General features: G+C 66.5%; 12 protein-coding genes and 1 tRNA gene. 8 read left to right on the forward strand and 5 right to left on the reverse strand.

From position 1 onward, the window contains the following. Positions 1-107 precede the first annotated feature (107 nt). A tRNA-Ala gene (locus QRO95_RS21960) sits at positions 108-183 on the reverse strand. Between the two features lie 89 nt (positions 184-272). After that, positions 273-686 (reverse strand): heavy metal-responsive transcriptional regulator, encoded by a 414-nt coding sequence (locus QRO95_RS21965; protein ID WP_032129382.1) that lies wholly within the window; start codon positions 684-686, stop codon positions 273-275. A 186-nt stretch (positions 687-872) separates the two neighbouring features. Between QRO95_RS21965 and QRO95_RS21970 the strand changes: the two genes are divergently transcribed. From QRO95_RS21970 to QRO95_RS22005, 8 genes are all read left to right on the forward strand, one after another. After that, the gene (locus QRO95_RS21970; RefSeq protein WP_121503557.1) at positions 873-1940 is read left to right on the forward strand and encodes a GlxA family transcriptional regulator; all 1068 of its coding nucleotides are present in this window, start codon (positions 873-875) and stop codon (positions 1938-1940) included. A gap of 80 nt (positions 1941-2020) precedes the next feature. Continuing rightward, positions 2021-2824 carry a TlpA disulfide reductase family protein gene (locus tag QRO95_RS21975; RefSeq protein ID WP_032129380.1) on the forward strand — a complete coding sequence of 268 codons (804 nt, stop codon included), beginning with the start codon at positions 2021-2023 and terminating at the stop codon, positions 2822-2824. A gap of 30 nt (positions 2825-2854) precedes the next feature. Continuing rightward, positions 2855-3697: a thiol:disulfide interchange protein DsbG gene (gene dsbG, locus QRO95_RS21980; RefSeq protein WP_285303480.1), complete on the forward strand. Its 843-nt coding sequence runs from the start codon at positions 2855-2857 to the stop codon at positions 3695-3697. A gap of 517 nt (positions 3698-4214) precedes the next feature. Further along, positions 4215-5648 carry a DcaP family trimeric outer membrane transporter gene (locus QRO95_RS21985; RefSeq protein ID WP_032129378.1) on the forward strand — a complete coding sequence of 478 codons (1434 nt, stop codon included), beginning with the start codon at positions 4215-4217 and terminating at the stop codon, positions 5646-5648. Between the two features lie 76 nt (positions 5649-5724). Continuing rightward, the gene (gene adiC / locus QRO95_RS21990; protein ID WP_006461445.1) at positions 5725-7077 is read left to right on the forward strand and encodes an arginine/agmatine antiporter; all 1353 of its coding nucleotides are present in this window, start codon (positions 5725-5727) and stop codon (positions 7075-7077) included. Between the two features lie 20 nt (positions 7078-7097). Then, positions 7098-9386, forward strand: a complete 2289-nt coding sequence (locus QRO95_RS21995; RefSeq protein WP_006373744.1) for an Orn/Lys/Arg decarboxylase N-terminal domain-containing protein — start codon at positions 7098-7100, stop codon at positions 9384-9386. A gap of 28 nt (positions 9387-9414) precedes the next feature. After that, positions 9415-10317: a cation diffusion facilitator family transporter gene (locus QRO95_RS22000; protein ID WP_049398424.1), complete on the forward strand. Its 903-nt coding sequence runs from the start codon at positions 9415-9417 to the stop codon at positions 10315-10317. Positions 10318-10497: 180 nt separating this feature from the next. Beyond that, entirely contained in the window at positions 10498-10932 is a 435-nt protein-coding gene (locus QRO95_RS22005; RefSeq protein WP_285303481.1) for a RidA family protein, read from the forward strand. Here QRO95_RS22005 and QRO95_RS22010 read toward each other — a convergent pair. The 3 genes from QRO95_RS22010 to QRO95_RS22020 all read right to left on the reverse strand — a co-directional run. Then, positions 10929-11642, reverse strand: a complete 714-nt coding sequence (locus QRO95_RS22010) for an energy transducer TonB (RefSeq protein WP_285303482.1) — start codon at positions 11640-11642, stop codon at positions 10929-10931. The genes QRO95_RS22005 and QRO95_RS22010 overlap by 4 nt on opposite strands. Then, complete coding sequence (locus QRO95_RS22015) at positions 11635-12435, reverse strand: ChaN family lipoprotein (RefSeq protein WP_285303483.1); 801 nt, start codon at positions 12433-12435, stop codon at positions 11635-11637. Before QRO95_RS22015 ends, QRO95_RS22010 begins: the two co-directional genes overlap by 8 nt. Further along, positions 12422-14802 (reverse strand): TonB-dependent receptor (locus QRO95_RS22020; protein WP_285303484.1); only part of this gene is annotated, 2381 nt, incomplete at its 5' end. The genes QRO95_RS22020 and QRO95_RS22015, both read right to left, overlap by 14 nt.

Here is a 14802-nt window from a genome sequence, read left to right on the forward strand (position 1 = left end):
CCCCGGTCGCCACCGTGAAAGGGTGATGTCCTAGGCCTCTAGACGATGGGGACGCAATTCTCATCAATGTTCTTTAGCGACCTTTCGACGGCCTAATGCCGAAAGATTGGTGGAGCCAAGCGGGATCGAACCGCTGACCTCCTGCATGCCATGCAGGCGCTCTCCCAGCTGAGCTATGGCCCCACGTCGCTGAGGAGCGAAATAATAGCCTTGCCCCAGGGGGTTGGCAAGCATTTGTTGCACTTTTCTTCACATGCGTTGCGAAGCCGATGTCAGTCGCCTTTCGCCTGTGCAGCGTCGTCGGTCAGTGCCGCCAGGATCGGGCACTGGTCCAGCGCGCCGTGACCTGGGCAGGCGTCGACCAGCAGCGAAAGTGCAGTGTGCATGCGTTGCAGCTCCGCCATCCGCTGTGCGATGTCCTGCAGGCGTGCCTGCGCGGTGTCGCGCACGCTGCCCATGTCCTGCGAATGGCGATCGCTCAATGCGAGCAGCTCGCCGATCTCTTCAAGGCTGAAGCCCAGCGCCTTGGCGCGGCGGATGAATCGCAGCCGGCGCAGGTCCTGCTCGCCGAAGATGCGGTAGCCACCCGCCGAGCGGGCCGCAGTCGGCAGCAGCTGCTGTCGTTCGTAGTAGCGCACCGTATCGATCGGTACGCCCGCCTGGCGGGCCAGTTGTCCAATGTTCATGGCGGATTCCTGCAGGGGCTGCCGACCATTGTGAAGCCTGGAGTCTGGTCGAGAGTCAAGGCTTGGCCCGGGTGCGCGCATTCAGCGCACTTTGCAACTTTCTTCATAGCCCCGCCGATGGACCAGTTCCTACCCTTCGCCTGAACCGGCCGTTCGATGGCCTGCAACGAACCGAGGAGGTGGTCTGTGGAAGGATTCAGGAACGAAGGATTCGTCGAGATCGCGGTGGTTGAATACCCGGGAGGTGATCCGTCTGCCGCCTCCGTACTGGCTGAAATGGCGCACGTTGCCAATCGCCTTGCCCAGCAGCAGCGTCGGCCGTTCAAGCGGGTGCTGGTCACCCGCTGGATCGTGCCGGCCAGCCAGACCGGGGTGCATCGTATTGCGGGTGCGGAAATGCTCGATGCGGCCATCCCGGCTGTGATCGCGGTTCCCGGCCAGATCAGTGCCGGCGCGTGCCTGCGCGCGGACGAGGTCCTGCTGGACTGGCTGCGCGCGCACTATGACGGCGGCAGCCTGCTGGCCGCCGCCAGTGATGGCGTCAGCGTGCTGGCACGTGCCGGGTTGCTGGCCGGGCGTACGGTCAGTGGCCCCGATCTCGGGCGCCATCCAGGCCTGCAGGCGCAGGCCGCGAGCTGGGTGCCGAGCGAGCGGGCGCTGGTGGATGACGGTGACCTGCTGACGGTCGGCGGGGCCCAGGCCTGGCGCTTCCTTGGCCTGCGACTGTTGTACCGGCTGCACGGGCAGGGCGTGGCCAGTGCGGTCGCACAGCAACTGGGCATCACCGTGCCCGCCACGATCCAGCAGGACCTGGAGCGCTTCAGCGCCAACTTCGCACATGGCGATCGTGATGTGCTGAAGGCACAGCGCTGGCTGCACACCACGGCGGCACGCGGCGCCACCCTTGCCGCGATCTGCGAGGTCTCCGGGCTGGAGCCGCGCACACTGCAGCGGCGGTTCCTCAAGGCCACCGGCCTGCGGCCGATCGAATACTGCCAACGGCTGCGCATCGCCAGGGCGCAGACCCTGCTGCAGCAGGGGGCGGGTATCGATGAGGTGGCGTGGGGGGTCGGCTACGCTGATCAGAGTGCTTTCCGCCGGTTGTTCCTGCGCATCGTTGGCATGACGCCGGCCAACTATCGGCGTCACGTCAGCAGCAAGCGTCGCGAGCGGCCCTTGATGCCGTCGGTGGCAGGCAGCCTGCGCGGGCTGCAATCGCCGTCGGTGATGCAACTGGGGCGCAGCGCGGCCTGATGTCGGCGGCATCGTCGCGCTTGCAACCGGAGCGCGACACTTCGACCATGCAGTCAGTGGACGATTGAACAGGTGGTCTGATGTCGAGCGTTGGGCCGGTGCCGATGCCGGTGGTGTTGATTCTCGTGTGCGTAGTGATTGCCATGGCCGTGGCGCGTCTGTGGCCACGCAGGAAGGACGGCATGCCGCTGCCTTCTGCACCCAGCATGGTTCTGGACATGCTGCTGGTGGGCCTGCTGTGTGGTCGCATCAGCTTCGTGGCCTTGAACTTCGCCCTGTATCGCGAGGCGCCGTGGAGCATTCTGCAGATTGCCGATGGTGGCTACCACCTGGTGGTTGTCCTGGTTGCGGGGTCGGCATGGGGGCTGTGGCGGGTGCGCCCATGGCGGGCGTTGCGCGCCCCGGTGCTGGGCGCGGCGTTGGCGGGTGTGCTGCTATGGGCGGGCGGCAGTCAGCTGCTGTCCGCATGGCAGGAGCGTCAGATGCCCTTGCCGGTACTGCAGGTTGCTGATCTGCAGGGGGGCAGGGTTGATCTGCAGCAGTTCCGGGGAAAACCGCTGGTGCTGAATCTCTGGGCGACCTGGTGCGGGCCCTGCCGGCGCGAGATGCCGGTCCTGGCTGCGGCGCAGCAGGCGCATGCGGACGTGCAGTTCGTGTTCCTCAACCAGGGTGAAACCCTTGAGGAGGTCCAGGGTTTCGTTGCGCGCGAACGGCTCCTGCTGCACAACGTATTGCTCGATGATGACGCTGCGGCATCCACGGTGCTGGGCGTGCAGGCCTATCCCTCGACCCTGTTCTTCGACGCCGAAGGGCGCCTGCGTGAACTGCACCTGGGCGAACTGACGGCAGCCGGTCTTGAACACAAACTGCGCCGGCTGCGGTAGCCTGCGCGGGCATCTCACTACGGAGTTCCCATGTTGTCGACTTCCCTGCGCACCGCCCCTGCGGTGCTGTTGCTGCCGGTCCTGCTGGCATTGGCCGCCTGCAGCCAGGCACAGACGCCACCGGGCAAGACCGCCGCGGCACCGGCAGCGAGCGCCACAGCCACGGCCAACAAGGGCGATCGTCCTGCGGTGCTGAAGGGCATCGAGAAGCATGGTTTCGAGGTCGGCGCAGAATTCGATGCTCCCGGTGGCCTGCGGGGCTTCGCCGGCGTGGTCGGCGGCCAGCAGCCGGCAGCGGCCTATGTCACCGCTGATGGCAAGCACGTACTGGTCGGCAGCCTGTTCGATGCGGAGGGCAACGATGTAGCCGCTGAGGCCGTTGAGAAGCTGGTGGCTTCGCCGATGTCGGCCAAGATGTGGACCAAGCTGGAAGCCAGCGCCTGGGTGCGTGATGGCAAGGCCGATGCGCCGCGCGTGGTCTACACCTTCAGCGATGCCAACTGCCCGTACTGCCACAAGTTCTGGGAAGCGGCACGGCCGTGGGTCGATGCCGGCAAGGTGCAGCTGCGTCACGTCATGGTCGGCGTGATCCGTGAGGACAGCCCGGCCAAGGCCGCGGCGATCCTTGCCGCGCGTGACCCGAGTGCGGCGCTGCTGCAGAACGAGCACGATTTTGATCGCGGTGGCATCAAGGCGCTGCCGAACATCAGCCGCGAGATCGCTGGCAAGCTCGACGCCAATCAGGTGCTGATGATCGAGATGGGCTTCCAGGGCACACCGGGCATCCTGTTCCAGGACGCACAGGGCCAGGTGCAGCGTCGTGCGGGTCTGCCGCAGGGTGCCGATCTGCAGACGGTGCTTGGCCCGCGCTGAGTGGCGCCAGCCCCATGAAACATTGCGCAGGCCCGCATGGCAGCATGCGGGCCTGTCGCATTCCATGGCGGGCATTGCGGTTGTGGGCCCGCGCAACAGTGGTTCATCGTCACGTATGAATCGTGACTGACATCAAGCATCCCGCCTTGATTCCAATCAAGGCCAAAAACGACAGGCGGATTAGCCTGTGACGCATGGAATACAGCGTCAATGCGCGATGGATGCCGCGCTCGCCACGCCCTGATCAGGGTCGGCTGGCACAGCCATTCACGACACTCTCACTCCGTGCTTGTTACCCAGACCGCTGCGGTCGCCACCTCTCTGGCAGCGCGGCCTTGATGGCGTCGACATCGGAGCGGGCAGGACAGTGTCATCGTCCTGTTGCCTGCCATGCGCAGGCTGGCCGGTGTCGTCGACGCAGTATCCGCATTTCCAGCAACGGCAGCACGAGGCCGGAGTGGCGCATGCGTGCGTCCTGTCTGCGTGCTGCGAACAGGGGTCGTCCAGGGAGGATGCAATGCGCGTGGCGGTACTGAGCCTGGCCTGTGTGACAGCACTGGCGATCACGCCGGCGTATGCACAGGTGGATGACAAGGAGGACGCGCAGGCGCTGCGTCGTGAGATTGCGGCCATGCGGCAGGCGCTGGAGGGCATGCAGCAGCGTTTGGACCGCCTTGAGCAGCGCGACGCAACCGTTGCGCCTGCTACAGCACAGGCACCCGCCGCCGTGGTCGCGCCTGCCAGCACTGCCAACCTGCTGCACCCCACCCAGGTACCGGGCGTGGCACAGCCGGTGCTGCCGCAGCGCGAATCGGTGGCCGATCCGTCCACCGCCGCGTCGCGACCGGACAGTGCGGCCGGCCCGACCGATCCGGATCTGAAGGGCTTCTTCGCCATTCCGGGTACTGACACGGTAATCCGTATCGGCGGCTACGCCAAGCTGGATGCCATCGCCGATTCGCGTGCAGCGGGGGATGAGGATCAGTTCATTCCCTCGTCGATGCCGGTCGGTGGCAGTCATCGTGATGTCTCGAACTTCAACATCCATGCCAAGCAGACCCGCTTCAGTTTCGAGGCGCGACGTCCGACCACGCACGGCAACCTGCGCTTCTACCTGGAGAACGACTTCTTCGGCAGTAGTGACGGCTACGAATTCCGGCTGCGCCATGCCTATGGCCAGCTCGGCAATACCTATGCCGGTTACGGCTACTCCAGCTTCATGGATCCGGACAGCCTGCCCGACACATTGGATTTCGAAGGTCCCGGCGGTGCCGGCTACCTGCTGGTGGCAGGCATCCACCACAGTTTCGCGATGGGCAAGGGCAACACCCTGACCGTCGCCGCCGAAGATCCGAAGACCGAACTGGCCGGCGCCAGCGATGAGCGAGCCGCAGTGAACCGCCTGCCCGACGTGACGGTGACCGCGCGCATGGAGCGCGACTGGGGCCACCTGCAGCTGGGTGCGGTGGCACGCAGCCTGGCCTATGACGGCGATGGCGAGCGCGACCGGCGTATGGCCGGTGGCCTGCAACTCAGCGGTTCGGCCTCGGTAGGCGAGCGCGACCTGCTGCTGTTCGGTGCCCTCGGCGGGCGCGGCCTCAGCCGTTACACCGCCGACCTGACCGGCTCCGGGCTGGACGCGGTGGTCGGTGCCGATGGCCGCCTTGATGCGCTGGACCTGCACGGTGGGTTCGTTGGCTACACCCACTACTGGTCCGAGCTGTGGCGTTCGAACCTGATCTTCGGCCAGCTGACCCTGGAGCGGAATGCTGCATTGGCAGCCGACGCATTCCGTCAGAGCCGCTACGGCGTGTTCAACCTGATCTGGAGCCCGGCACCGTCGTGGACGATGGGCATGGAGCTGCTGTACGGCCGCCTGGAACAGCAGAGCGGCGCGCGCGGCGACACGGTCCGGGTGCAGGGCAGTCTGCAATACAACTTCATCAAATAGGCGCCAGCGGTCGTACGCCAGCGTAACCGTCCCCACGCCCGGTTGTACCGGGCTCATGCCAGTACAGGAGATTGTCATGGCAGAAGCAAAGAAAATCGGGGTGGTCGGAGCCACCTTCCTCGTCGCCGGCAACATGATGGGCTCAGGCGTGTTCCTGTTGCCGTCCAGTCTGGCCAAGATCGGCACCGCCTCGATCTGGGGCTGGCTGATCACCACCGCCGGTGCGCTGCTGCTGGCCTTCGTATTCGCCAAGCTGGGCAAGCTGGCACCGAAGGCCGGCGGTCCCTATGCCTATGCGCGTGACTGGTTCGGGCCCTACATGGGCTTCCAGACCAATACCATCTACTGGTTCGCCAACTGGATCGGCAACGTCGCCATTCCTATCGCGGCGGTGGGCTACTTCAGCTACTTCTTCCCGATCCTGTCCGAGCCGCTGGTGCGCTGCATCGCGGTGCTTGTGCTGGTGTGGGCGCTGAGCTTCGCCAACATGATCGGCCCGGCCTTCGTCAGCCGCGTGCAGACGGTCACCACCAGCTTCGCGCTGGTGCCGATCCTGGGTATCGCCATCTTCGGCTGGTTCTTCTTCGATGCCGACATCTTCAAGGGCGCCTACAACGTGTCCGGTGAATCCAACTTCGGCGCGATCTCCAGTGCCGCGGCACTGACCCTGTGGGCCTTCATCGGCGTCGAATCCGCTTCGGTGACTGCCGGCGTGGTGGAGAATCCGGAAAAGAACGTGGCCCGCGCCACCCTGGCGGGCGTGTTCCTGGCTGCCATCGCCTACATCGCCAGTTCGTCGGTGATCATGGGCATGGTGCCCAATGGCGAGCTGCAGACCTCCGATGCTCCGTTCGCACTGGCTGCCGCCAAGGCCGTCGGTGGCTGGGGCGGCGCGCTGGTGAGCCTGTGTGCCTTCATCGGCGCTGCCGGTTCGCTGGGCGGCTGGATCCTGCTGACCGCACAGAGTGCCAAGGCGGCCTCCGATGATGGCCTGTTCCCGAGCATCTTCAGCAAGACCAACAAGGACGACGTGCCGGTCAAGGGCGTGCTGATCGTGGCGGTGCTGATGACCCTGGCGGTGCTGGTCACCTCCACCTCGGAAACCGCGTCGGCCCAGTTCGACGTGATCACGTCGGCGGCGGTGGTGCTGACCCTGCTGCCCTACATCTACTCGTGCGTGGCCTGCTACTTCGTGGTCGAGCGTTCGCACACCCTGGTCCACACCGGTGCGTTCTGGACCCTGACCAGCCTGACCGTCGTGTACTGCCTGTGGGCGATCTACGGCTCGTCGGGAACCATCGTGCAGTACGCCTTCCTGTTCGTGCTGTTCATCACCGTGTTCTATCCCTTCTTCAGCGAGGAGCGCCGCCAGCAGCGGCAGCGCGCCCGCGAGGCATCGGCCATCAGCGCCGGCGCCCAGCGTTCCTGAGTTAGACAAGGAGAATCAACGTGTACTTCAAGTCCCTGGACTATCCGGTCATTGTCATCGACAACGACTACGAGTCGCCGCGCATCGGCGGCATCCTGATCCGCGCCCTGGTGGAGGAGCTGCGCAGCAACGACCAGCGCGTGCTGTGCGGCCTGAACCTGGATGATGCCCGCGCCGGTGCCCGCACCTACGTGGCGGCCTCGGCGGTGCTGATCTCGATCGACGGCAGTGAAGAGGTGGATGGCGAGTTCCAGCGCCTGACCGCCTTCCTGCGCGAGCAGAGCGCACGCCGCGCCAATCTGCCGGTGTTCCTGTACGGCGAGCGCCGCACCATCGAGAAGGTGCCGAGCAAGCTGCTCAAGTACATCCACGGTTTCATCTTCCTGTTCGAAGATACCAAGAGCTTCATCTCGCGGCAGGTGATGCGCGCGGCCGAAGACTACATGAAGAACCTGCTGCCGCCGTTCTTCAAGGCATTGATCCACCATGCGGCCGAGTCGAACTACTCCTGGCACACGCCAGGCCATGCCGGCGGCGTGGCGTTCACCAAGTCGCCGGTCGGCCGTGCATTCCATCAGTTCTACGGCGAGAACACCCTGCGCAGCGATCTGTCGATCTCGGTGCCGGAACTGGGTTCGCTGCTCGATCACACCGGCCCGATCAAGGACGCCGAGAACGAGGCCGCACGCAACTTCGGTGCCGACCATACCTTCTTCGTCACCAATGGCACCTCCACCGCCAACAAGATCGTCTGGCATGGCACGGTGGCCCGCGGCGACGTGGTGTTCGTCGACCGCAACTGCCACAAGTCGCTGCTGCACGCGCTGATCATGACCGGTGCGGTGCCGGTGTACTTCACGCCCAGCCGCAACGCGCACGGCATCATCGGCCCGATCAGCCTGGACCAGTTCACGCCGGAGTCGCTGCAGCAGCGCATCGCTGCCAACCCGCTGGCCAGCCAGGCCTACAAGGCCGGCTCCAAGCCGCGCATCGCGGTGGTCACCAACTCGACCTACGACGGCCTGTGCTACAACGCCGAGAAGATCGCCGACGAGATCGGCAGCGCGGTCGACTTCCTGCATTTCGACGAAGCGTGGTACGCCTATGCTGCGTTCCATCCGTTCTACGAGAACCACTACGGCATGGCCAAGGGCAAGCCGCGCGAGCAGGATGCGATCATCTTCACCACGCATTCCACCCACAAGCTGCTGGCCGCGTTCTCGCAGGCGTCGATGATCCACGTGCGCAACTCGGCGCAGCGCAACCTGGATGCCGAGCGTTTCAACGAGTCGTTCATGATGCACACCTCGACCAGCCCGCACTACGGGGTGATCGCGGCCTGTGACGTGGCCTCGAAGATGATGGAAGGCGACGCGGGCCGCTCGCTGGTACAGGAAATGCACGACGAGGCCATCGCCTTCCGCCGCGCGATGCTGCACGTGCGCGACGACCTCGGTCGCGACGACTGGTGGTTCAGCGTGTGGCAGCCGACCCAGGTCGAGCGCAGCCTGGACAAGGGCGATACGCCGGCGCCGCTGGTGGCCAAGCGCGAGGAGTGGTACCTGCAGCCGGATGCGCACTGGCACGGTTTCGAGAACCTGGTCGATGACTATGTGCTGATCGATCCGATCAAGGTGACCCTGCTGACGCCGGGCCTGGCGATGGACGGCAGCATGGGCAAGCTGGGCATCCCGGCGGCGGTGCTGAGCAAGTTCCTGTGGGGCCGCGGCATCACCGTGGAGAAGACCAACCTGTACTCGGTGCTGTTCCTGTTCTCGATGGGCATCACCAAGGGCAAGTGGAGCACCCTGGTCACCGAGCTGATGGCGTTCAAGGAGCTCTACGATCGCAATGCGCCGCTGAGCCAGGCACTGCCGACGCTGGCCGCCGACTATCCGAATGCCTACGCCGGCTGGGGCCTGCGTGACCTGTGCGACGCGCTGCATGCGTTCAACCAGGAATTCGCCGTGGCCAAGGTGATGCGCGAGATGTACGTGGATCTGCCGACGCCGGTGATGACCCCGGCCGATGCCTACAACCACCTGGTGAAGGGCGAGATCGAACGGGTCGACATCGAGCAGATCAGTGGCCGCATTGCGGCGACCATGCTGGTGCCGTACCCGCCGGGCATCCCGACCATCATGCCGGGTGAGCGTTTCGGTGACAGCGACGAGCCGATCATCCAGTCGCTGCGCATCGCCCGCGAGCAGAATGCGCGTTTCCCGGGCTTCGAGTCGGACGTGCACGGGCTCATCATCGAGCAGGAGGGTGATGCGGTTTCGTACAAGGTGGAGGTGCTGAAGGCCTGACCGGCAACGGTCGGCCGTTCGGCGAACGATGGATACCGCGCGCGAGCAACGCATCCTGAAGTTCTCGATCGGGGTCACCCTGGCGGTCAGCGCGGTCGGCTTCATCGGTGGCCTGCTGGTGGGATCGCAGGCCATCCTGTTCGACGGCGTGTACAGCCTGGTCGATGTCGCCCTGACCCTGGTGTCGTTGTCGGTGCTGCGGCTGGTGGCGCGGGAGCAGAGCCCGCGCTTCCAGTACGGCTACTGGCACCTGGAGCCGATGGTCGAGGCGCTGGGCGGTGTGATCCTGTCGCTGGCCTGCGTGTATGCGCTGGCCAACGCCGTGATCGGTTTGACCACGGGCGGGCACGAAGTGAAGTTCGGGCCCGCGCTGTGGTGGGCGGCGTTGCTGAGTGCCAGCAACCTGGCGATGGCGGCGTTCGTCGCGCAGCGGGCGCGGCATCTGCGCTCCGCGCTGTTGTGGCTGGATGTACGGGGCTGGCTGCTGGGCGGGTTGATGAGCCTGGCAGTGGTACTGGCCTTTGTGTTGGCGCTGGTCCTGCACGGTGGTGAGTGGCATCACTGGGTGCCGTACCTGGATTCGATCGTGCTGGCGTTGATCAGCCTGGCGGTGTTGCCGGTGCCGGCGCGGGGTGCCTGGAAGGCCATGCGCGAAGTGCTGCAGGTGGCACCGGATGATCTGGACCGGCGCGTGCAGCGGGTGATGCAGGCGTTCGTCGCCGAGCGTGGCTATGCCGGTTTCACCAGCCATGTGGCGAAGATGGGGCGGATGCGCTTCATCGAGATCCACGTGCTGGCCGACCCGGCCACGCCGCTGGGTTCAGTGGGCGAGGTCGATGCGATGCGTGACGAGATTGCAGTGCGGCTGGATGCGCGGGGCAGCACGTTCTGGTTGACCATTGATTTCACCGCAGACCCAGCGTGGACGTGACCACGCTTCTGTAGAGTCGAGCTTGCTCGACTGCTTCTGGTCGGTGGAAGTCGAGCAGGCTCGAGTCCACGGGAACGCGTGATCGTTGCGCATGGCGGACTACTCTGTTGCACAGGACCCATTTGACCTCAACCGGAGTTGAGGTCACAGACTGCCGGCATCCCCCACGAGGCGCGCGGCATGAACCTGCTGACCACACCGGACCTCAGCCATGGCCTTCTGGAACTGTTCAATCCACCGGGCCTCTACGATCCTTCGGCCAACGGCTACTCACACGTGGCGGTGGTGCGCCTGCCGGCGCGGGTGATCCATGTCGCAGGGCAGGGCGGCGAGGATGCCCAGGGCCGCCTCTCGCCCAGCTTCGAAGAACAGGTCGGGCAGGCGCTGGACAACCTGCAGACCGCGCTGCGATCGGCGCACGCAAGTCTGGCCGATGTGGCGCGGCTGCGCATCCTGGTGGTCGACCACGATGAGGACCGGCTGGGCATCATTGCCCACCAGGTGCGACGGCGCTGGCCGAACCGCGCGGCGCCCACCTGCACGCTGATCCCGGTGCCGCGACTGGCGTTGGACGGCATGCTGTTCGAGATCGAGGCGGAGGCCTACGCCGCCTAGCGCAGGTAGTACTCCACCGGCACCACCAGTTCCTGCGGTGCCTTCAGTTCATCGGGAATGGGCGGCAGCGGCTGCGCGCGACGGAAGGTCTGCAGCGCAGCGTCATCGAGCATCGGCTGGCCACTGGACTGCTCCAGCCGCAGCGCCAGCAGGCGACCTTCGCGGTCGATGCTGGCCCTGACCCAGGCAGTGCCCTGCTGCCGGCGCGAGCGCGCGGCGGCAGGGTAATAGCGGTAACGCTCCAGCCGCGCCATCAGGCGGGCTTCCCACTGGTCGCTGGCGGCGCCGGCCTGGAAGTCCGCCGGTGGCGCGTCTGGAGCGGGCGGCGCGGCCGTGATCGATGCCGGTGCGGGACTTGCATCGGTCGCGGCCGCAGGCGGGGCGACCGGCAGCGGCTTTCGACCCGTCCCGCCCGTTTCGCTGGCGGCCAACTCGCCCTCGCGCGCGGCGGTAGGCTGCGGTGGTGGCGGCGACTTGGTCGGTTGCGATGCACGCGCCTGCTGCGCCTGGCTGGGGGTATCCGCCTGGCGCTCCTCTACGGGCTGTGGCGGCGTGGCCGGTGCCAGCAGGCGCAGGCTGATGCGCACGTCCTGCTCCGGCGGTGGCAGCATCGGCGGCATTGCAACCCAGTGCACCAACAGCAGCAGGGGCAGCAGGTGCAGGACGACGGTGATCACGATCGCCTGCCAGTGTTGGCCGCGCTCACTCATCGTCCAGCACCCACAGCAGATCGGCATCAGCAGCACCGACGGTTTCACCCGGCGAAGCCAATGCGATCACCAGCGCAGGCGTATCCGGTGGCAGGTAGCCCGGCACCCCGGTGCCGCGCAGCACATGCCAGCGACCGGCTACCAGCAGCGCGGGTGTGGGTGCTGCGGTCAGCACCTGTGCCATGCGCGTGTCGCGGGCCTGTTGCACGGCCAGCATCCCTTCCAGCATCGGTGCCGCGTCTGCGTGCTGGGCCAGTACCACATCCGACAGGCGTTGGCGGGCGGCGGCCAGCGGGAACCGCACCGCATCAGCGGACGCCAGGTGGGCGTTGACCTCGACGCGCGCGAGATTGCCGCCGTACAAGGGGATGCCGGCAGCGGTGGCGTCCTGCACCAGCCCGCCGTAGGCGGTCCACGGCCATCGAGTATCCCAGCCCAGCAGCTCCTGCAGGCGTGCACCGTCGGCATGGTTGCCCTTGGCCAGCCAGCGCTGCACCCGCTGCAGGCGCGGCTGGCGTTCGCTGGCAATCATCTCCAGCACCAGCGCGCCTTGTGGACGCTGCTGCTGCAGCGCGTGCAGCAGCCAGCGCTGGGCAGCGTGGTCACCGGCCAAGTCGTGGCGTTCGCCCAGCAGCAGTCGCGGAGCGTTCGCTGCGCGCTTCACGAACGCAGCTTCGTCCAGGGTCTGGCCGCTGGCGAGGTCCAGCACTTTGCCGGGCATCGGCTGCGCGCTGGCCATCGACGCGAGCGCGAGCAGGCACAGCGGCAGCCAGTGGCGGCTAGAACGCCACATTGACGCCCATCGAGACGGTGCGGCCACGGCCGTTGCCGCGGTCCAGGATCGGACTGAAGATGCTGTCGATCGAGGCATTGTTGTCATAGGCCTTGTTCTGCAGGTTTTCGATGTTCAGCCACAGCGTGGTGTTGGCCTGCGGCTTGAAGCTGGCGTAGAAGTCCAGCAGCACGCCGGTGCCGCCGGTCTTGCGGGTCTGGAAGAAGTCGTAGCCTTCCTCGGTCGGGCCGGAGTACTCGGCGCGCAGGCCGGCCTGCACGCGCTGCTGCCACCAGCGGCCGCCCACGTCCAGCGTCCAGTAGCGGTCGGGCAGGGCAGTGATGTCTTCCAGGTTGACGAACTCGATGGCCGGCGCGCTGGTGCGCGAGCGGGTCCAGCTCAGCGTGGCGTGGTAGTGCTCGCTGGCGTAATGGGCTTCCAGTTCGATGCCGCGCATGCGCACCACGCCGGGGTGGTTCATCCAGCGCGTGGTGGCGCTGAAGTCGTCGGCGTCCAGCACATCGGTCCAGGCATTGAGCTGCGGATCGCTGTCGATCGGCACCACGAACGGTTCCACTTCCGGCGGATGCACGATCAGCAGGTACTGCGGCTTGATGTAGTCGCGGATGCGGTTGTCGAAGCGGGTGACCCGCAGTTGTGCCAGGTCACCGTCGACCAGCAGCGAGTCGGTGCTGAGGTTGGCGCCGAACTGCAGGTTGCGCGAGCGCTCGCGGCGCAGGAACGGATTGGCGCCGATGCCGTCGGCGACGCTGGCGTCCTCCAGCGGGATCTTCTCGAAGAACATTTCCTGCACGCGCGGCGGCCGCGACGTGCGCGAGACCTCGGCGAACAGCTGCAGCCAGTCGGTGGCCTGCAGTGAAACCGCCAGGCTCGGGCTGAGTGCGCGCTCTGTGCGACGCACGTCGATGTCGCCGCCATTGATCTCCGCGCACTGGCCGGGCACATCCGAGCACACCGGGATGTGACCACGGATGCCGAAGCGGTCCTGGCGCAGTCCTGCGGTCAGGGCATAGATGTCGTACTGCAGCTCCAGCGTGCTGAACACACTGTCCAGCTGGCTGCGACCCTGCGGGTTGGCACCGCGCAGGATGGGCGTATCGGCCACATAGATGTCCGATTGGTGCTTGATGCCGGTGTTCCAGCGCGCCTGCAGTGCACCGATGTCGAAGCGGCTGGTGTTGTCCACGGTCCAGCTGCTAAGGCTGCTGTGGGTGCGGCGGCCGATGTAGCTGGAGTCCTCCACCGGCGGGTAGAACAGCCGGGTCTTGTTGCTGGCGAAGGTCGCACGCAGGTCGATCCACGGCGAATAGGGTGTGTAGTGGTAACTGGCGCGCTGGTTGCGCGCGGAAATCTGCCACGGATAGTTGTGGTAGAAGTCGTTTTCGTAACGCATGTGGCTCAGGTCCAGCCGATGCTGGTCGCTGGGCTGCAGGCGCGCCTTCAACAGCCAGCTGCTGGGCTGCTGGCTGCCCGGGTCGGCGTTGTTCTTCTGCCCGCGTGCGGTCGCGTATTCGCTGCTGCGGCTGCTGCTGGCGGCGGCCAGCAGGCCGAACTGGCGGTCGCCACCCTCTTCGCTGTGGCGCCAGGCACCGGCGAAGGTACGGCCACTGCCGTAGCCGTTGTTGCCGTGGCGGTAGCCCGCACGCAGGCCCCAGTCGCGCCCCTCGCCGAGCAGATCGTCGATGTCCAGCGTGCGGAAGTTGGCACTGCCGGCCAGCGTGCCGGCGCCATCACCACCGGCGACCGCACCGCGCTGCACGTCCACACCGGCCAGCAGGAAGGGATCGACATAGGCGAACGGGCCGCCCGAGCCGTGCCCGGCATTGTTGCGGAAGGTCTGGGTGACACCGTCGATCATGGTGTTGACCCGGCCGGCACCGGTCATGCCGCGGATGTTGACCTGCAGGCCCGGCTGGCTGCGCGAATGGAAGCTGTGGGTGCCGGGCATCGAGCGCAGCAGGCTGTTGCCTTCCTGGCGTTCGGCCATCGCCACGCGCTCGCTGCCCACCGGGGGCGCAAAGCCATCGCGGGTGGCCGGTACATATTGACTGGCGCCGGCACCCGGTGCCTGACCGTGTGCGGTAGTACCCTGCACCCGCCGCGGGCCAGTGCGACGGCTGCCATCGGCGCGTTCAGCCGGCGCCGGCTCCAGGGCGGCACGACGCGCATCGACGAAGCGCGGGCGCAGGCCGCTGCCTGCCAACAGGCGCGACAGGGCCTGCGCATCGTCGAAGTCACCGCGCAGCGCAGGCGCCGAATGGCCCGCGGGCAGCGCTGCGCCGATCACCAGATCGACGCCGGTCAGCCGGCTGTAGGCGTCCAGCGCGGCCGCCAGCGGTTGTGCGGGCAGATTGTAGGTACGGGTGG

Origin of the sequence: Stenotrophomonas maltophilia group sp. Smal13 (assembly GCF_030236855.1) — a bacterium.
GTDB classification, from domain to species: Bacteria; Pseudomonadota; Gammaproteobacteria; order Xanthomonadales; family Xanthomonadaceae; genus Stenotrophomonas; species Stenotrophomonas maltophilia_A.

Coding starts and splice junctions, on each gene's coding strand:
- QRO95_RS21985 (WP_032129378.1), top strand. CDS start 4,215: ATGCGCGTGGCGGTACTGAGCCTGGCCTGTGTGACAGCACTGGCGATC.
- QRO95_RS22005 (WP_285303481.1), top strand. CDS start 10,498: ATGAACCTGCTGACCACACCGGACCTCAGCCATGGCCTTCTGGAACTG.
- QRO95_RS21975 (WP_032129380.1), top strand. CDS start 2,021: ATGTCGAGCGTTGGGCCGGTGCCGATGCCGGTGGTGTTGATTCTCGTG.
- dsbG (WP_285303480.1), top strand. CDS start 2,855: ATGTTGTCGACTTCCCTGCGCACCGCCCCTGCGGTGCTGTTGCTGCCG.
- QRO95_RS22015 (WP_285303483.1), bottom strand. CDS start 12,435: ATGTGGCGTTCTAGCCGCCACTGGCTGCCGCTGTGCCTGCTCGCGCTC.
- adiC (WP_006461445.1), top strand. CDS start 5,725: ATGGCAGAAGCAAAGAAAATCGGGGTGGTCGGAGCCACCTTCCTCGTC.
- QRO95_RS21965 (WP_032129382.1), bottom strand. CDS start 686: ATGAACATTGGACAACTGGCCCGCCAGGCGGGCGTACCGATCGATACG.
- QRO95_RS22000 (WP_049398424.1), top strand. CDS start 9,415: ATGGATACCGCGCGCGAGCAACGCATCCTGAAGTTCTCGATCGGGGTC.
- QRO95_RS22010 (WP_285303482.1), bottom strand. CDS start 11,642: ATGAGTGAGCGCGGCCAACACTGGCAGGCGATCGTGATCACCGTCGTC.